Source organism: Ideonella sp. (assembly GCF_036277275.1).
GTDB lineage: Bacteria > Pseudomonadota > Gammaproteobacteria > Burkholderiales > Burkholderiaceae_C > Ideonella.
Window position 1 is genome coordinate 1 of record NZ_DASUNH010000120.1, and the last position, 16,949, is coordinate 16,949.

At 66.3% G+C, this 16,949-nt stretch carries 16 protein-coding genes and 1 tRNA gene; 8 read left to right on the plus strand and 9 right to left on the minus strand.

From position 1 onward, the window contains the following. On the plus strand, positions 1–495 hold a 495-nt coding region (locus tag VFY73_RS19970), incomplete at its 5' end, for a hypothetical protein (protein WP_329722055.1). Between the two features lie 162 nt (positions 496–657). Here VFY73_RS19970 and VFY73_RS19975 read toward each other — a convergent pair. The 6 genes from VFY73_RS19975 to cysS all read right to left on the minus strand — a co-directional run bounded on the left by VFY73_RS19975 (position 658) and on the right by cysS (position 6,745). After that, positions 658–750: transfer RNA gene (locus VFY73_RS19975), tRNA-Ser, on the minus strand. A 65-nt stretch (positions 751–815) separates the two neighbouring features. Then, complete coding sequence (locus tag VFY73_RS19980) at positions 816–2,108, minus strand: aspartate kinase (protein ID WP_329722057.1); 1,293 nt, start codon at positions 2,106–2,108, stop codon at positions 816–818. A 183-nt stretch (positions 2,109–2,291) separates the two neighbouring features. Continuing rightward, positions 2,292–3,596 carry a tRNA lysidine(34) synthetase TilS gene (gene tilS / locus VFY73_RS19985; RefSeq protein ID WP_329722083.1) on the minus strand — a complete coding sequence of 435 codons (1,305 nt, stop codon included), beginning with the start codon at positions 3,594–3,596 and terminating at the stop codon, positions 2,292–2,294. A 95-nt stretch (positions 3,597–3,691) separates the two neighbouring features. Then, positions 3,692–4,663, minus strand: coding sequence for an acetyl-CoA carboxylase carboxyltransferase subunit alpha (locus VFY73_RS19990; protein ID WP_329722059.1), 972 nt, complete (start codon positions 4,661–4,663; stop codon positions 3,692–3,694). A 17-nt stretch (positions 4,664–4,680) separates the two neighbouring features. Beyond that, a complete protein-coding gene (locus VFY73_RS19995) occupies positions 4,681–5,340 on the minus strand; it encodes a DNA-3-methyladenine glycosylase (RefSeq protein WP_329722061.1) in 660 nt (219 codons plus the stop codon). Position 5,341: 1 nt separating this feature from the next. Next, a complete protein-coding gene (gene cysS, locus VFY73_RS20000; RefSeq protein WP_329722063.1) occupies positions 5,342–6,745 on the minus strand; it encodes a cysteine--tRNA ligase in 1,404 nt (467 codons plus the stop codon). A 239-nt stretch (positions 6,746–6,984) separates the two neighbouring features. Between cysS and VFY73_RS20005 the strand changes: the two genes are divergently transcribed. Genes VFY73_RS20005 through VFY73_RS20020 form a run of 4 tightly spaced genes read left to right on the plus strand, consistent with a single transcriptional unit; the run spans position 6,985 to position 9,596 of the window. Further along, positions 6,985–7,524: a peptidylprolyl isomerase gene (locus tag VFY73_RS20005; protein WP_329722085.1), complete on the plus strand. Its 540-nt coding sequence runs from the start codon at positions 6,985–6,987 to the stop codon at positions 7,522–7,524. 2 nt (positions 7,525–7,526) lie between these two features. Further along, complete coding sequence (locus VFY73_RS20010; protein ID WP_329722065.1) at positions 7,527–8,030, plus strand: peptidylprolyl isomerase; 504 nt, start codon at positions 7,527–7,529, stop codon at positions 8,028–8,030. A gap of 43 nt (positions 8,031–8,073) precedes the next feature. Then, a complete protein-coding gene (locus VFY73_RS20015; RefSeq protein ID WP_329722067.1) occupies positions 8,074–8,808 on the plus strand; it encodes a UDP-2,3-diacylglucosamine diphosphatase in 735 nt (244 codons plus the stop codon). Between the two features lie 5 nt (positions 8,809–8,813). Then, complete coding sequence (locus VFY73_RS20020) at positions 8,814–9,596, plus strand: M90 family metallopeptidase (protein WP_329722069.1); 783 nt, start codon at positions 8,814–8,816, stop codon at positions 9,594–9,596. Here the strand turns inward: VFY73_RS20020 and VFY73_RS20025 are convergent. Then, positions 9,569–10,594: a helix-turn-helix domain-containing protein gene (locus VFY73_RS20025; protein WP_329722071.1), complete on the minus strand. Its 1,026-nt coding sequence runs from the start codon at positions 10,592–10,594 to the stop codon at positions 9,569–9,571. The genes VFY73_RS20020 and VFY73_RS20025 overlap by 28 nt on opposite strands. Before the next feature lie 140 nt (positions 10,595–10,734). On the opposite strand from VFY73_RS20025, the gene eat reads away from it, so the two are divergent. The 3 genes from eat to eutC are packed head-to-tail and all read left to right on the plus strand — an operon-like array spanning position 10,735 to position 14,354. Next, on the plus strand, positions 10,735–12,111 hold the full coding sequence (gene eat, locus VFY73_RS20030) for an ethanolamine permease (protein ID WP_329722073.1): 1,377 nt from the start codon (positions 10,735–10,737) through the stop codon (positions 12,109–12,111). 24 nt (positions 12,112–12,135) lie between these two features. Continuing rightward, positions 12,136–13,551, plus strand: a complete 1,416-nt coding sequence (locus tag VFY73_RS20035; protein WP_329722075.1) for an ethanolamine ammonia-lyase subunit EutB — start codon at positions 12,136–12,138, stop codon at positions 13,549–13,551. Then, positions 13,548–14,354: an ethanolamine ammonia-lyase subunit EutC gene (eutC, locus tag VFY73_RS20040; protein ID WP_329722077.1), complete on the plus strand. Its 807-nt coding sequence runs from the start codon at positions 13,548–13,550 to the stop codon at positions 14,352–14,354. The genes VFY73_RS20035 and eutC overlap by 4 nt, the downstream gene beginning before the upstream one ends. Before the next feature lie 10 nt (positions 14,355–14,364). Here the strand turns inward: eutC and clpA are convergent, their stop codons facing one another. Continuing rightward, a complete protein-coding gene (gene clpA, locus VFY73_RS20045) occupies positions 14,365–16,677 on the minus strand; it encodes an ATP-dependent Clp protease ATP-binding subunit ClpA (RefSeq protein ID WP_329722079.1) in 2,313 nt (770 codons plus the stop codon). Then, positions 16,674–16,949, minus strand: a 276-nt coding sequence (clpS, locus tag VFY73_RS20050) for an ATP-dependent Clp protease adapter ClpS (protein WP_329722081.1), incomplete at its 5' end; no start/stop codon positions are given. The genes clpS and clpA, both read right to left, overlap by 4 nt.

Below are 16,949 nucleotides of genomic sequence, written 5' to 3' on the forward strand. Positions count from 1 at the left end.
ATCGGCGACGATCGCTCCTTGGCCGAACGGGCTTTTGCGGCGTCTGCGAAGTTGCAGGCCAACCTCTACGAGACCCTTGTCGAGACCCCCGTGCGAAAGACCGTTTCGACCATGATGCTTCGCTTGCACCCTCGTACGGCCGGCACCTTCCGCTACCGTGCCGTCCAGCCACACCAAATAGGACCGTTCTCGCCTGTCGTCGCCGTACAGGCGAATGGCGCGTCGTCGCAGGGTGATCTCTTGCGCAGCGTCTGGGACCCGTATTGCTCCTACGAGCGCCGGACCTATCTGGTGCTGGACGACCGCAGCGTCACCGAATCCGGCGTCGCTTGCACCGTCACGATCTCGATTTCGTCCGCTGATCCCGACTATGCGAAGGTGCGCCAACCCGTCGAGCGGTGGCCGATGGCTCACGAACGAAGCCTGCGGCCGGTTGGCCCGATCAAGATATTTTCGACGCTGCCCGTGGATATCGAACTGCTGCAATTCGAATGAGCCGGTTTGCAGCCGCAAACGGTTCGGACACGCGCTGTGTTGCACGGCTCGGCGCGAAGCTGGAGCGCCGCCATCGAGCGCCATGGCCACCCAATCGGCAGCCGAAAAGAAAGTTGCCCTCGACACTTGTGGCTTGCGCCGCATGTGTCGAGGGCTGTTTCTTGGCGGAGACGAAGGGATTCGAACCCTTGATGGAGTTTTAAGCCCCATACTCCCTTAGCAGGGGAGCACCTTCGGCCACTCGGTCACGTCTCCAGCCGAAGCCAGCATTCTAGCCTGATGATTGGGCGTTTTTTCCTGCCCGCTGCAGATCGTTGCGCTTATTCCTCGTCGGACGACGTGGTGACCGCGCTCGGATCGTCGAGTTCGAACACCTTGTGCAACGCGCGCACGGCCAGTTCCATGTACTTCTCGTCGATCACGACCGAGGTCTTGATCTCGCTGGTCGAGATCATCTGGATGTTGATGCCCTCTTCGCTCAGCGCGCGGAACATCTTGCTCGCCACGCCCACGTGGCTGCGCATGCCGATGCCGACGATCGAGACCTTGCAGATCTTCGGGTCTCCGATGACCGTGGCCGCGCCGGTGGCCGGCTGCACCTTGGTCTTCAGCAGATCCATCGTGCGCTGGTAGTCGTTGCGGTGCACGGTGAACGAGAAGTCGGTCTTGCCGTCGTGCGAGACGTTCTGGATGATCACGTCGACGTCGATGTTCGCGTCGGCCACCTCGCCGAGGATCTGGTAGGCGATGCCGGGCTTGTCGGGCACGCCCATCACGGTGACCTTGGCTTCATCGCGGTTGAAGGCGATGCCGGAGACAACGGCTTGTTCCATCTTGACGTCTTCCTCGAAAGTGATCAGGGTGCCGGACTTGGCCTCTTCGTTGATGTCGATGTCCCAGGGCGTAAAACTGGACAGCACGCGCAGCGGCACGCGGTACTTGCCGGCGAATTCCACTGAGCGGATCTGCAGCACTTTCGAGCCGAGGCTGGCCATTTCCAGCATCTCTTCGAAGGTGATGGTGTGCAGGCGGCGCGCCTCGGGCACCACGCGCGGGTCGGTCGTGTAGACCCCGTCCACGTCCGTGTAGATCAGGCATTCGTCGGCCTTCATCGCCGCAGCAACGGCCACGGCCGAGGTGTCCGAGCCGCCACGGCCGAGTGTCGTGATGTTCAGGTCTTCGTCGACGCCCTGGAAGCCGGTGATGATGACCACCTTTCCGCCGGCCAGGTCGGCGCGCACGCGCGCGTCGTCGATGCTCTGGATGCGCGCTTTGGTGAACGACGAATCGGTCTTGATCGGCACCTGCCAGCCGTTGTAGCTGACGGCTTCCATGCCTTCGGCCTGCAACGCCAGCGACAGCAGCCCGACCGACACCTGCTCGCCGGTGCAAGCGATCATGTCCATTTCGCGCAGAACCGCGGGGCTGTGCGTCGACGGAGCGACCTCCTTGGCCAAGCCGAGCAGGCGGTTGGTTTCGCCACTCATCGCCGAGGGCACCACCACCATCTGGTGACCGGCGCGCGCCCATTTGGCGACCCGCTTGGCCACGTTGCGAATGCGCTCGGTCGACCCCATCGAGGTGCCGCCGTACTTGTGAACAATCAGTGCCATGGCCTTTTCGAGAGTGCTCGCCGGAGTTTCACAATCGGGAGTGCCGCAGGGCTGCGGCCGCAACGCCACCGCAAAAAGCAACAGCGCAAACCCGGCAAGTTTAGCTGTTGCGCTGCAGCAATCCCTAACCCGTCACCGATAAGAAAACCAGGCTTCGCGCGTGGCGAAGGCTGGTTTCCCGAACTATGTCACCGGTTCCCAGCGGAGCGCCAGTTGCGGTTCTCCGGCTGCGGCCAGCGCCCGGGCGTCGATGCCCAGGCCAGGCACGAACAGCACCTGATCCGCTGTCGCCACGATCGGGCCGTTGCGCTGCCAGGCGGGAATACCAAGCGCCTGGAACTGCTTTTTCAGGTTGCGCGCCGTGCTGCGCGGGGCGAGCTGGAATTGGTCGCCGGGCTGGCGCTCGCGCAAGCCCGCGCGGGCGAGCAACGAACGTGATGCACCACCTTGCTCTACCGTTGCCAGTTCGAGTGTTCCACCCCAAGCAGGCAGTTCGATGCGACCGGGCTCGTCCAGCCGGACCGGCGCCGGGTCGGGTGATACGGTGGATGGCGCCAGGCCCGCCAGCGTCAAGTGCCCACGGTACAGGCGCAGTTCGGATGCCGCGGCCGCGGGCCAGCGCGCCGAGCGAGCCCGTGGCAGTTCGGCAAGCAACCGCTCGATCAGCGTCTCGCGGACGCCCTCTTCCACCATCGGCCGAAGCCAATGGCGAAGCACCGCAGCCTGCCGAGCCTTCGACAGCGCCATCCACGCCGTCACGTTGATCCCGGCATCCGGGCCATCCTGCAGCGCTGCGAGATCGGCACTCGCCACCTCATGGACCAATGCCGCGGCTTGCTGAGACAGCCGCGCCGCCTGGGTCAATGCCGCCTCCGCCTGCGGAAAGGCCCCGAGCAACGCCGGCCAGACGTCGTGCCGCAGCCGGTTGCGGTCAAAGCGCGTGTCCTGGTTGCTGTCGTCGTCGATGTGGGTGAGCCGGTGTCTGGTGATGTAGGCCGCGATCGCCGCGGCGGGCGTGTCGAGCCAGGGTCGGCACCACAGCAGACCATCGCGCTCGGCTTCGCGCGGCATTGCAGCCAGGCCGGTGGGCCCGGCGCCGCGCAACGCTTGAAGCAGCAAGGTCTCGGCCTGGTCGCGCCGATGATGGGCCAGCAGGATCACGTGTGCCCCCGCCTCGCGCGCCATCTGCGCGAGGGCGGCGTAGCGTCCACGCCTGGCCCAGGCTTCGATGCTTTCGCCCTGCGCCGGGGCACCCGCCAGTCTGGTTGCACTGAATCGAACCGGCAGGCCCGCCCGGGCCCAGCGCGCGCACTGCCGTTGCAGGTGTTGTTGCCAGTGGTCGGCCGCAGGGTTCAGACCGTGGTGCACGTGCAGTGCCACGACCTCGACGCCCTGGTCTTGCGCCGCACGTGCCGCGGCGTGCAACAACGCGGTGGAGTCCCGGCCACCGCTGGCGGCCACCGCCACGACAGCGGCCACGCCCGACATCGTCAGCGCACGCGCGGCCGGCGCAGGGCCGCTCCCAAGCGGCCACGCCACCCGCACGGCGGGTGGTGACGGTACTCCGTCACCGGGTGCTTCATCTAGCGCGCCGTCGTGTCGTTGAAGCGGCCGTAGCTCTTGAGCCGCTCGTAGCGGCGGGCCAGCAAATCGGCAGTGTTCAGGTCGGCCACCTGGCGCAATGCGTCAACCAAGCCACGCTTCAACTGCGCGGCCATCTGCTTCGGATCACGGTGGGCGCCACCCACCGGTTCGTTGACGATCTTGTCGATCAGGCCCAGCGCCTTCAGGCGGTGCGCGGTGATGCCGAGAGCCTCGGCTGCGTCCGACGCGCGCTCGGCGGTCTTCCACAGGATCGACGCACATCCTTCGGGCGAGATCACCGAGTAGACCGAGAACTGCAGCATCAGCACCTGGTCACCCACGCTGATGGCCAAGGCACCACCGGAACCACCTTCGCCGATGATCGTGGTGATGATGGGCACCTCGAGTTGCGCCATCTCGAAGATGTTGCGGCCGATCGCCTCGGACTGGCCGCGCTCTTCGGCGCCCACACCGGGATACGCGCCCGGGGTGTCGACGAAGGTGAACACCGGCAGGCCGAACTTCTCGGCCAGCTTCATCAGGCGCAATGCCTTGCGGTAGCCTTCGGGGCGCGGCATGCCGAAGTTGCGCAGGCCGCGCTCCTTCGTGTCGCGGCCCTTCTGCTGGCCGACCACCATGCAGGCCTGGCCGTTGAAACGCGCGAGGCCCCCGACGATCGATTGGTCATCGGCGAACGCGCGGTCACCGTGCAGCTCCTGGAACTCGGTGAAGATCTCGTTGACGTAGTCCAGCGTGTAGGGCCGCTGCGGGTGACGCGCGATCTGCGTCACCTGCCAGGGGTTCAGCTGGGTGTAGATGTCTTTTGTGAGCTGCAGGCTCTTCTTGTCCAGCCGCTCGATCTCTTCAGAGATGTCGACGGCCGACTCGTTCTGCACGTAGCGCAGTTCTTCGATCTTCGACTCCAGCTCGGCGATCGGCTGTTCGAATTCCAGGAAGTGGCGTTTGCTCATCGGTTGATTCTCGCAGGTCAGTACTCGACGGGCAGCGGGTCCAGGCTGCGCCAGAGATACCAGGTGGCAACGGAGCGGTATGGTGCCCAGCCTTCACCCAACTCGCGCGCCTCGGCACGCGACACCGGTTCGCCGCTGAAGTAGCTCAAGGAGATACCCTTGAGCAGGCCCAGGTCGTCCAGCGGCAGAACGTTCGGGCGCATCAGGTGAAAGATCAGGAACATCTCCGCCGTCCAGCGGCCGATTCCCCGGATCGCGACGAGTTCGTCAATGATCGCCTCATCGTCCATTTGCTGCCACTGCTTGACGTGCACGGTGCCGTCGGCAAAGTGGCGGGCCAGGTCGATGAGGTATTCCGTCTTGCGGGCGGACAGCCCCACGCCGCGCAAGGTGAGCGCATCCAGCGCCAGCACATCACCGGGCGCGAGGCGATTCGACGGGCCGCCGACGACGGCAGCGAACTTGTCCCACACCGACTGCGCGGCCTTGACCGAGATCTGCTGGCCGACGATCGACCGCGCCAGCGTCGTGAATGCGTCTCCCCGGCTTTGCAGACGCGCTTCACCGAACTGCGGGATCAGCTTCTTCATCACCCGGTCGCGCTTGGCGAGGTGCTTGCAGGCGTCGTCCCAATAGTCCGGCGTCACGCCGGCCGCGCTTGTGCCCTTGGCCGCCATGTCAGGCCTTGACCCAAGTGGTGCCTTGTGGGGTGTCTTTCAACATCACCCCGGCAGCCAGCAGTTCATCACGGATGCGGTCGGCCGCGGCAAAGTCGCGCGCCTTCTTGGCCGCGTTGCGCGCCTCGATGCGCTCGTTGATTGCGGCTTCGTCCAGGCCCGAACCAGCTTGCAGAAACGTCGTCGGCACCTGCTGCAACACCCCCAGCGTGCCGGCCAGGGCACGAAGCAGGCGAGCCGCCTCGGCCGACCCACTGCGGTTGACCTCGCCCGCCAGCTCGAACAGCACGGCCATCGCGCCGGGCGTGTTGAAGTCGTCGTCCATCGCGGCCTTGAAGTCGGCGGCCGACGGCTGCTGCCAATCGATCCGAGCGTTGTCTTGCGGCGAACCACCGGCTTCCAGCGCGGTGTACAGGCGACGCAGCGCGCTGCGCGCATCTTCGAGGTTGGCGTCGCTGAAGTTGAACGGGCTACGGTAGTGCGTGCGCAGCATGAAGAAGCGCAGCGTCTCGCCGTCGAACTTCTGCAGCACATCGCGAATGGTGAAGAAGTTGCCGAGCGACTTCGACATCTTCTCGTTGTCGACGTTCAGGAACCCGTTGTGCAGCCAGTAGTTGACGAACGGGTGCCCCAGCGCGCCTTCGCTTTGCGCGATCTCGTTTTCGTGGTGCGGGAACTGCAGGTCCATGCCGCCGCCGTGGATGTCGAAGCGCTCGCCGAGCACGGCACAGCTCATCGCCGAGCACTCGATGTGCCACCCCGGGCGACCCGGGCCATAGACGCCGTCGTACTTGGCATCGGCCGGCTCGTCAGGCTTGGCGGCCTTCCACAGCACGAAGTCGAGCGGATCTTCCTTGCCCTCGGCGAGCGCCTTGGCCTTCAGGTCACGGTCGGCCAAGCCGGCGCCGGCAATCAGGTCATCGATCGACTTGCCGCTGAGCTTGCCGTAACCCGGGAACTTGCGCACCGCGAAGTTCACGTCGCCGTTGCTTGCACGATAGGCCAGGCCCTTTTCCTCGAGCGTGCCGATCATCGACAGCATCTGCGGCACGTACTCGGTCGCGCGCGGCTCATGCGTCGGCGGCGCGGCGCCGATCGCGCCCAGGTCTTGCCGCATCGCCTCGATCATCTCGTCGGTCAACGCACGGATGCTGATGCCCCGCTCGACCGCCCGGCGGATGATCTTGTCTTCGATGTCGGTGATGTTGCGCACGTACGTGACCTCGTAGCCGCTCGCCTTCAGCCAGCGGTAGACCACGTCGAAGGCCATCATCATGCGCGCATGGCCCATGTGACACAGGTCGTAGATGGTCATCCCGCACACATACATGCGGGCATGCCCCGGCTCGATGGGGACGAAGTCTTCGACCCGACGGGTCAGGGTGTTGTAGATGCGCAGGGCCATCAACGAGGGTGGTCAACGGGCGCGTTGGCGTCGCCGGGGAAGCGGTGGCTGCAATAGCCGAACGCCCGTTGTGCGGGGGTCGCTAGAATCGTCTGAGTATAGCCAAGGAGACTTTTGACGTGACATCGACTGCCACCCGGGCAACCACCATCTCCCGCCAACTGGGTCGCCGCGCCTGCCTGCTCGGCGTGGGCTTCGCGATCACCGCGTTCGCCACGCTGCCTGCGCAGGCGCACAGCATGGCGGCACCTGAAGCACCGGCTTCGGGCGCGCCAGCCGTTGCGGGGCCCAAGGTGCGCCTGGCCACGAGCATGGGCGACATCGTGCTCGAGCTGTACAAGGACAAGACGCCCAAGACCGTCGACAACTTCGTGCAGTACGTGAAGGCAGGTCACTATGACGGCACGGTCTTCCACCGGGTGATCGAGAACTTCATGATCCAGGGCGGCGGCATGAAGGCCGACCTGAGCGAAAAGCCCACGCGTGCGCCGATTCCGTTGGAAAGCCGCACCGGTTTGTCCAACATGAAGTACACGGTGGCGATGGCACGCACGATGGTGCCGAACTCGGCGACTTCGCAGTTCTTCATCAACGTCAACGACAACGTCTTCCTCGACCAGCCGAACGCGCGCGACGGTGAAGGCTACGCGGTGTTCGGCAAGGTAATTGCCGGCATGGACGTGGTCGAGAAGATCAAGACTGTCGAGACCAAAGCCAAGGGCCCGCACCAGAACGTTCCGGTGCAGCCCGTCCTCATCAAGAAAGCGACGTTGGAGTAAACATGACCAAGACCGTTGAACTGACCACCAGCGCAGGCGTGATCCGCCTCGAGCTCGACGACGCCAAGGCCCCGCAAAGCGTGGCCAACTTCCTGTCGTACGTGAACAAGGGCCACTACGACGGCACCGTGTTCCACCGCGTCATCAAGGGCTTCATGGTCCAAGGCGGCGGCATGACGCCCGACATGAAGCAAAAGCCGACCGACGCGCCGGTCCAGAACGAAGCCAACAACGGCCTGAAGAACGACAAGTACACCGTGGCGATGGCACGCACCAACGCGCCGCACTCGGCCACCTCGCAGTTCTTCATCAACACCAAGGACAACGGCTTCCTGAACTTCACCGCCGAGTCGGCCAGTGGCTGGGGCTATTGCGTGTTCGGCAAGGTCGTCGCCGGCACCGAGGTGGTCGATGCGATCGAGAAGGTGCGCACCGGCACCAAGGGCTTCCACGACGACGTGCCGCTCGAAGCGGTGACGATCGACAAGGCCGTCGTCGTCGCCTGAGCCCGTGCTGCCGCGGATCGAGCTGCCACCGTCCATCCGGACGGTGGATTTCATTTCAGACCTGCACCTGAGCCCCGACCTGCCGCAAACAGTGGCGGCACTGCGGCAGTACCTCGAATCGACCAGCGCCGACGCGGTCTTCATCCTCGGCGATCTTTTCGAGGCCTGGGTGGGCGACGATTCCGCGGCCCTGCCCTTCGAGGCACGGTGTGTCGAGATGCTGGCGGCAGCAGCCCGGCGGCGGCCGTTGTATGTGATGCGCGGCAACCGCGACTTCCTGCTGGGTGCCGGCTTCTTCGAAGCCACCGGCGCCACCGAGCTGCCGGACCCGGTGGCGCTTTGCGCGCCCGCGATCTCCGATGTGCCGGTGTTGCTGAGCCATGGTGACGCGCTGTGCCTGGACGATACGGCTTACCAGCAGTTCCGCTCGCAGGTGCGGCAGCCGGCATGGCAACAGGCCTTCCTGTCCAAGCCGCTGGCCGAGCGCCAGACGATCGGTGCTCAGATGCGCGCCGCCAGCCGGGAACACCAGCAACGCGCGCAGCCCATCACCTATGCCGACGCCGACCCGGCGCTCGCGCAGCAGTGGCTGCACGCCGCCGGCTCTCGCACATTGGTCCACGGCCACACGCACCGTCCTCAAAGCGAGCAACGCACCGAAGGCTGGACGCGCCACGTGCTGAGCGACTGGGACTGCGACGACGCCACGCCACCGCGCGCCGAGGTGCTGCGCTGGTCCGTCCAGGGCGTCACGCGCGTGACGCCAGCGGCGGCCTGAACACGATGGTGCTGCCGCGTCTCCTGCGCAGCGTGTCGCGTTGGCGCGAAACTCGGGCGGTCGAGCGGCACGCGATTCCAGACGAGCTGTGGGCGACGATCCTCGCCGCGTACCCTTTCATCGCGGCGCGCTCGGCTGAAGACCAGCAGGCGCTGCGCACGCTGAGCAGCCTGTTCCTGTCGCGCAAGGAGTTTCACGGCGCCCACGGCATGCAAGTCACCGACGAGATGGCCGTCGCGATCGCCGCGCAAGCCTGCCTGCCGATCCTGAAACTGGGCATCGAGGCCTACGACGGCTTCGTCGGCATCGTCGTTCATGCGGACGAGGTGGTGGCGGCCCGCGAGGTCATGGACGAAGACGGCGTGGTGCACCAGTACGACGAGGTCCTCACCGGCGAGGCGATGGAAGGCGGGCCGGTGATGCTGGCCTGGGCCGACGTGCTGACAGCGGGCGAATCGGCCGAGCTGGCCTACAACGTGGTGATCCACGAATTCGCGCATGTGCTGGACATGGCCGACGGGGCCGCCGACGGCGTGCCGCTGCTGCCGACAGAAGCCGCCCGCGAAGCGTGGATCGCCTGCATCGACGCCGAGCATGAGCGCTTTGCCGACCGCATCGACGCTGGCGAAGAAGACACGGTGCTCGACCCCTACGGCGCCGAAGCGGTGGAGGAGTTCTTCGCCGTTGCCGTCGAGGCGTTCTTCGTCGCACCGGATGCGATGCGTGCCGAACACCCGGCGTTGTACGAGCTTTTCGCGGGCTACTTTCGGCAGACGCCCGCCAACTGAAGCCCCCGCACTGGCGAGCGCGTCAGCGTGTCGGACGGCCGCTCGCCGAACTGGTGCCGGTAGTCGCTGGCGAACTGGCTCAGGTTCCAGAAGCCCCACGCCGCCGCGGCCTCGCGCACCGAGGCGCCGCTGCCCGCTCCTTCGCGCAGCGTGCGCCGCGCGCCGTTCAGGCGGATGCTGCGCAAGTACGCCTTGGGGCTCATCGCCGTTTCCGCTTCGAACGCATATTGCAGCGTGCGGCGACTGATGTTCAGGCGCGCGCACAGTTGCGGCACGCTGGGCACCGCGGCCGGGTTCTCGGCAATCCATTCATGCACTTGCTGCACCACGTGGCGGCGGGCGGTGGCATTGCAGCGCATGGCTTCCGGCTCTGCCGGGTGCTCGAGCAGATCGACCACCGCGTCCAACAAGGCTTGCTCCAGGCCATTCGCCGCAGCGGCTTGCCGATGGGCATCGCCGGCCGAGCCTGCCAGCGCCAGCACTGCCCTCAGACGGGCGCGCGCCAGCTGCCGCCGCGCATGCGGGAGCTGCAGCCACGGGGCGCCATCCAGCAGTGCCCAGGCGACGGCCACACCCTGCGCCTGGGCGTGCTGTTGCAGCGCCGCGCGATCGATCACCACACCCAGGATGTCGTGCCCCGCCGGACTCACCAACTCGAACCGTGCGGCTTGCCCGCAGACCATCACCCCGTGCTCGCCGACGAGCCGCCCGTTGATGCGAGAGCCGTCATGCAAGGCGGTGATGCCGCACCACACGGCACCTGGCCACACCTCGCAGCGCTGGCGCAGGGCCTGGCTGGTGCGCTCGCGAAACACCTGTGCCTGGCCGGTCGACAGCTGATCGAGCTGGCCCACGAAAGCCCCGGCCGTCAGCTGGTCGTACTGCTGATGCCAGCCGTTCAATTGCGCAGCGTGCTCGTCCACATCGTCGGCCAACAGCGACTGGTGGTGCCAGCCCGTTCGCCAAGCCGGTGCATCGTGCGCGCCGATCGTGCTCATGAAGTTTGCCGATTCTCGATAACGCTGTGCCCGCCGCCGCTCTTACCCTTGCCCACGCCACCGTGCCTTGGGCTTAGCAAGCACCGGGCCAAACGGCGGCAACCCGCGCGCCGAGCGCCCCACCCCGCCTGGAGGAACGCATGGATCCCACCACGTCTCGCCCCGCCTTGAACAAATCGCTGGGCACATGGCAGCTCTGGGGCATCGCCGTCGGGTTGGTGATTTCGGGCGAGTACTTCGGCTGGAGCTATGGCTGGGCTTCGGCCGGCACGCTGGGCTTCCTCATCACCGCGGGCTTCATCGCCCTGATGTATGCCACCTTCATCTTCAGCTTCACCGAGCTGACGACGTCGATCCCGCATGCCGGCGGCCCGTTCGAATACAGCCGGCGCGCCTTCGGCCCCACCGGTGGCTACATCGCCGGCTTCGCGACGCTGGTCGAGTTCGTCTTCGCGCCGCCGGCGATTGCGCTGGCCATCGGCGCCTACCTGAACGTGCAGTTCCCGGCGCTGGATCCGAAACTGGCCGCTGTCGGCGCTTATGTGGTGTTCATGGCGCTCAACATCGCCGGGGTGCAGATCGCCGCCACCTTCGAACTGGCGATCACGTTGATCGCGATCTTCGAACTGCTGGTTTTCATGGGCGTGGTGGCGCCAGGCTTCTCGATAGCCAACTTCGCCAAGGGCGGTTGGTCGGGCCAGGATGGCTTCAGCGCCGCCTCGATCCCCGGCATGTTCGCGGCCATTCCCTTCGCAATCTGGTTCTTCCTGGCGATCGAAGGCGTCGCAATGGCGGCCGAAGAAGCGAAAGACCCGAAGCGCTCGATCCCGATCGCCTACATCGCCGGCATCCTGACGCTGTTGGGGTTGGCCGCCGGCGTGATGCTGTTTGCCGGTGGCGCGGGGGACTGGACCAAGCTTTCCAACATCAACGACCCGCTGCCGCAGGCGATGAAGATCATCGTCGGCGAGCAGAGCGGCTGGCTGCACATGCTGGTGTGGTTGGGCTTGTTCGGCCTGATCGCGTCCTTCCACGGCATCATCCTCGGCTACTCGCGGCAGATCTTCGCACTGGCCCGTGCCGGCGTGCTGCCAGGCGTGCTGGGCCGGGTGCACCCACGATTTCACACGCCCCACTGGGCCATCCTCGCTGGCGGCGTGGTGGGCATCGTCGCGATCTTCAGCGACCAGTTCATCTCGTTCGGTGGCCAGACATTGACCGCCAACATCGTGACGATGAGCGTGTTCGGCGCGATCGTGATGTACATCGTCAGCATGGCCAGCCTGTTCAAACTGCGCCGCAGCGAGCCCGGCATGGTGCGGCCGTTCCGCGCGCCGCTGTACCCCTATTTCCCCGCGTTCGCGCTGGCCGCAGCGGTGGTGTGCCTGGTGACGATGGTCTATTACAACCCGCTGGTGGCCGGCCTGTTCTTTGCGCTCGGCGTCCTCGGCTACGCCTACTTCAGGCTGACCGGGCGCGCGCAGGCCAGCGGGAGCACACTGCAGTCTGCGGCGTGAGATCGTCGGCGCGCCCTGCCCCACATGCCTGTTTATCAGCACCGCATCGGCGTTCAGAACTACCAGTTCGAGGACCTCGCCGCCTTGATGGCTCGGGCGTCGCCCGAGCGCTCGGGCGACCAACTGGCCGGCGTGGCGGCTCGGTCCGCGCAAGAGCGCGTCGCCGCGCAGATGGCGCTCGCCGACCTGCCGCTGAACCGGTTCCTGCACGAGGCCATCGTCCCCTACGAAACCGACGAAGTCACCCGGCTGATCATTGACGGCCACGATGCCGCGGCCTTCGCACCGGTGGCCAGCCTGACGGTCGGTGGCCTGCGCGACTGGTTGCTGTCCGACATGGCCGACAGCGAATCGCTCCGCGCGCTGGCGCCGGGCCTGACGCCCGAGATGGTGGCCGCCGTGTCCAAGCTGATGCGCAACCAGGACCTGATCCTCGTCGCGCGCAAGTGCCACGTGCAGACCCGCTTTCGCGGCACCATCGGCCTGCCCGGGCGCCTGTCGACCCGGCTGCAGCCGAACCATCCCACCGACGACCCGGCCGGCATCGCCGCCAGCGTGCTGGATGGCCTGCTCTATGGCAGCGGCGACGCGGTGATCGGCATCAACCCCGCGGCCGACAACGTGCCGCAGGTGGTCCGGCTGCTGCAGATGCTGGATGCGGTCATCGAGCAGTACGAGATCCCGACCCAGTCCTGCGTGTTGACCCACGTGACCAACACCTTGCAGGCGATCGAGCGCGGCGCGCCAGTCGACCTGGTGTTCCAGTCGATCGGTGGCACCGAGGCGACAAACCGCAGCTTCGGCCTTGACCTGGCTTTGCTGGCCGAGGCCCGCGAGGCAGCCCTTGGTCTGCAGCGCGGCCGCGTGTTCGACGACGGCCTGCGTGGTCGCAACGTGATGTACTTCGAAACCGGCCAGGGCAGCGCGTTGTCGGCCAACGCGCACCACGGCTGCGACCAGCAGACGGTCGAGGCCCGCGCCTACGCCGTCGCGCGCCGGTTCGAGCCGCTGCTGGTCAACAGCGTCGTCGGCTTCATCGGGCCCGAGTACCTGTTCGACGGCAAGCAGATCATCCGCGCCGGGCTGGAAGACCACTTCTGCGCCAAGCTGCTGGGCCTGCCGATGGGTTGCGACATCTGCTACACCAACCATGCCGAAGCCGACCAGGACGACATGGACGTGCTGCTGACCCTGCTGGGCGTCGCCGGGGTCACCTTCATCATGGGCATCCCGGGCTCGGACGACGTGATGCTGAACTACCAGACCACCTCGTTCCACGACGCGCTGTATGCGCGACGTGTGCTGGGCCTGCGACCCGCACCAGAGTTCGAAGCCTGGTTGCAGCGCGTGGGTGTGTTCGACCCGCGCCAAGCAGCCCACCTGGCACCGCTGGCCGACGCAATGCCCGCCGGCTTTGCCCAACTGTTGCCCCGGTCGTGAAGCCACCTGTCATCTCCAACCCATGGGCGAGCTTGCGGCGCTTCACGCCGGCGCGCATCGCGCTCGGGCGCAGCGGCACCAGCCTGCCGACCGAGCCACAGCTCGCGTTCCAGCTGGCACACGCCCAGGCGCGCGACGCTGTGCACCGGACGTTCGACGTCGACGGCACGGCCCTGGCCATGCATGCGCTGGGGTTGGCGACCCGGATGGCGCACAGCGCGGCAGCCGATCGCCCGACCTACCTGCAGCGGCCGGACCGCGGGCGCAGCCTGGACGGGGCATCCGCCGCGGCCCTGCGGGCGACCACCACGGGCAGCGACCTCGCACTGGTGGTTGCGGACGGCCTGTCGGCGCTGGCGGTCGAGCGGCACGCCGCGCCGTTCATGGCTGCACTGCTGCCTTTGTTGCGCAGCGCCAACCCACCGTGGTCGCTGTCGCCGATCGTGCTGGTCCAGCAGGGTCGCGTCGCCATTGGCGACGAAATCGGCGCGCTGCTGCAGGCGTCGATGGTCCTGGTGATGATCGGCGAGCGGCCCGGCCTCAGCTCACCGGACAGCCTGGGCCTGTACCTGACCTGGGCACCGCGGCCCGGGCGCACCGACGCCGAGCGCAACTGCGTCTCGAACGTCCGGCCCGAAGGCCTGTTGTATGACGACGCTGCACACCGCGCCGCCTGGTTGCTCAACGCGGCCCGCGCGCGCCAGCTCACCGGCGTCGCGCTGAAGGACGAAAGCGAAGCGCCGCCGGCTCTTGCGAGCACGGCGGCGCCGGGGTTCGTGTTGACGGACGGCTCGCGTCGCTGACGTCCAGCGCTTAGAGCACCGTCGCTTCAGCCTTGGTGGGCTTGTCGCCGCTCTTGCCGGGCGACTGGATGTCCAGCAGCGTGTGGCCTTCGGCGTCCACGTCGACCGTCAGGCGCCCACCGTCGACCAAGCGGCCGAACAGCAACTCGTCGGCCAGGGCGCGGCGGATGGTGTCCTGTATCAGGCGCTGCATCGGCCGGGCGCCCATCAGCGGGTCGAAGCCCTTCTTGGCCAGCTGCTTGCGCAGCGTGTCGGTGAAGGTGACCTCGACCTTCTTCTCGGCCAGTTGCTGCTCCAGCTGCAGCAGGAACTTGTCGACCACGCGCAGGATGATCTCTTCATCCAGCGCACGGAAGCTGACGATCGCGTCCAGCCGGTTGCGGAACTCCGGCGTGAACAGGCGCTTCAGGTCGGCCATTTCGTCGCCCTGCTCACGCTTGGTCGTGAAGCCGATGGTCGACTTGTTCATCGTCTCGGCACCCGCGTTCGTGGTCATGATGATGATCACGTTGCGGAAATCGGCCTTGCGCCCGTTGTTGTCGGTCAGCGTGCCATGGTCCATGACCTGCAGCAGCACGTTGAAGACGTCCGGATGGGCTTTTTCGATTTCGTCGAGCAGCAGCACCGAATGCGGCTTCTTGGTGACGGCTTCCGTCATCAACCCGCCCTGGTCGAAGCCCACGTAGCCCGGAGGCGCGCCGATCAGCCGGCTCACCGCATGGCGCTCCATGTGCTCGCTCATGTCGAAACGGATCAGCTCGATGCCCAGGATGTAGGCCAGCTGCTTGGCGACTTCGGTCTTGCCGACGCCGGTAGGACCGCTGAACAGGAAGGCGCCGATCGGCTTGTCCGACTTGCCCAAGCCCGAGCGGGCCATCTTGATCGCGGCCGACAGCGCGTCGACGGCCGGGTCTTGCCCGAACACCACGCTCTTCAGGTCGCGCTCCAGGCTCTTGAGCTTGCCGCGGTCGTCGTTGGACACGGAGGCCGGCGGAATGCGCGCGATCTTCGCGACGATTTCCTCCACCTCGTTGCGGGTGATGGTCTTTTTCTGCTTGCTCTTGGGCAGGATGCGCTGGGCGGCACCAGCCTCGTCGATGACGTCGATCGCCTTGTCGGGCAGGTGACGGTCGTTGATGAACTTGGCCGACAGCTCGGCCGCAGCCTGCAGCGCACCCAGTGCGTACTTGACGCTGTGGTGCTCTTCGAAGCGCGACTTCAGGCCCTTCAGGATCTCGACCGTCTGCTCGACCGACGGTTCGACCACGTCGACCTTCTGGAAGCGGCGTGACAGGGCCGCATCCTTCTCGAAGATGCCGCGGTATTCGGTAAACGTCGTCGCGCCGATGCACTTCATCGCGCCCGACGACAGCGCCGGCTTCAGCAGGTTGCTCGCGTCCAGCGTGCCGCCGGACGCCGCGCCGGCGCCGATCAGCGTGTGGATCTCGTCGATGAACAGGATCGACTTCGGGCTTTCCTTCAGCTGCTTCAGCACGCCCTTCAGGCGCTGCTCGAAGTCGCCGCGGTACTTGGTGCCGGCCAGCAACGCGCCCATGTCGAGCGCATAAACGGTGGCATCGGCCAGGACTTCGGGCACGTCGCCCTCGGTGATGCGCCAGGCCAGGCCTTCGGCGATCGCCGTCTTGCCCACGCCAGCCTCGCCGACCAGCAGCGGGTTGTTCTTGCGGCGGCGGCACAACACCTGGATCACCCGCTCGACTTCACTTTCGCGGCCGATCAGCGGATCGATCTTGCCCTCGCGAGCCAGTTGGTTCAGGTTGGTGGTGAACTGGTCCAGCGGCGAACCCTTGCCTTCGGCGGCGCCGTCTTCCTTCTCACCATCGCCCGAGCTGCCTTCGTTGCCCTTCTGCGGCTCGGGCGGGTCGGACTTCTTGATGCCGTGGGCGATGAAATTGACCACGTCCAGCCGGGTGACGCCCTGCTGGTGCAGGTAGTAGACGGCGTGCGAATCCTTTTCGCCGAAGATCGCCACCAGCACGTTGGCGCCGGTCACTTCCTTCTTGCCGCCGCCGGTGGACTGCACGTGCATGATCGCGCGCTGGATCACACGCTGGAAACCGAGCGTGGGCTGCGTGTCCACTTCGTCGCTGCCGGAGACCGTGGGCGTGTTCTCCTTGATGAAGGTCGCCAGGCTCTTGCGCAGCTCGTCGATGTTGGCCGCGCACGCGCGCAGCACCTCGGCGGCCGACGGGTTGTCCAGCAGCGCCATCAGCAGGTGCTCGACGGTGATGAACTCGTGCCGCTGCTGGCGCGCTTCGACGAACGCCATGTGCAGGCTGACTTCCAGTTCTTGGGCAATCATGCGGCCTCCATAATGCACTGTAGCGGATGCCCGTCGCGGCGTGCGGCGGCCAGCACCATCTCGACCTTGGTCGCGGCAACGTCTTTCGGGTAGACGCCGCAGACGCCGCGCCCTTCGTGGTGGATCTTCAGCATGATCAAGGTGGCCGTTTCCAGGTCACGCTGGAAGTACTGCTGCAGCACCATGACGACAAACTCCATCGGCGTGTAGTCGTCGTTCAGCATCACCACCTGGTACAGCCGCGGCGGCTTGGTGCGGGCCCGCTGGCGCTC

Excerpts from the sequence above, each read along its gene's own strand:
- eat (WP_329722073.1), top strand. The coding sequence starts at position 10,735 with ATGGATCCCACCACGTCTCGCCCCGCCTTGAACAAATCGCTGGGCACA.
- VFY73_RS19990 (WP_329722059.1), bottom strand. The coding sequence starts at position 4,663 with ATGAGCAAACGCCACTTCCTGGAATTCGAACAGCCGATCGCCGAGCTG.
- VFY73_RS19995 (WP_329722061.1), bottom strand. The coding sequence starts at position 5,340 with ATGGCGGCCAAGGGCACAAGCGCGGCCGGCGTGACGCCGGACTATTGG.
- cysS (WP_329722063.1), bottom strand. The coding sequence starts at position 6,745 with ATGGCCCTGCGCATCTACAACACCCTGACCCGTCGGGTCGAAGACTTC.
- clpA (WP_329722079.1), bottom strand. The coding sequence starts at position 16,677 with ATGATTGCCCAAGAACTGGAAGTCAGCCTGCACATGGCGTTCGTCGAA.
- VFY73_RS20035 (WP_329722075.1), top strand. The coding sequence starts at position 12,136 with ATGCCTGTTTATCAGCACCGCATCGGCGTTCAGAACTACCAGTTCGAG.
- VFY73_RS20025 (WP_329722071.1), bottom strand. The coding sequence starts at position 10,594 with ATGAGCACGATCGGCGCGCACGATGCACCGGCTTGGCGAACGGGCTGG.
- VFY73_RS20020 (WP_329722069.1), top strand. The coding sequence starts at position 8,814 with ATGGTGCTGCCGCGTCTCCTGCGCAGCGTGTCGCGTTGGCGCGAAACT.
- VFY73_RS19980 (WP_329722057.1), bottom strand. The coding sequence starts at position 2,108 with ATGGCACTGATTGTTCACAAGTACGGCGGCACCTCGATGGGGTCGACC.
- VFY73_RS20005 (WP_329722085.1), top strand. The coding sequence starts at position 6,985 with ATGGCGGCACCTGAAGCACCGGCTTCGGGCGCGCCAGCCGTTGCGGGG.
- VFY73_RS20010 (WP_329722065.1), top strand. The coding sequence starts at position 7,527 with ATGACCAAGACCGTTGAACTGACCACCAGCGCAGGCGTGATCCGCCTC.
- tilS (WP_329722083.1), bottom strand. The coding sequence starts at position 3,596 with ATGTCGGGCGTGGCCGCTGTCGTGGCGGTGGCCGCCAGCGGTGGCCGG.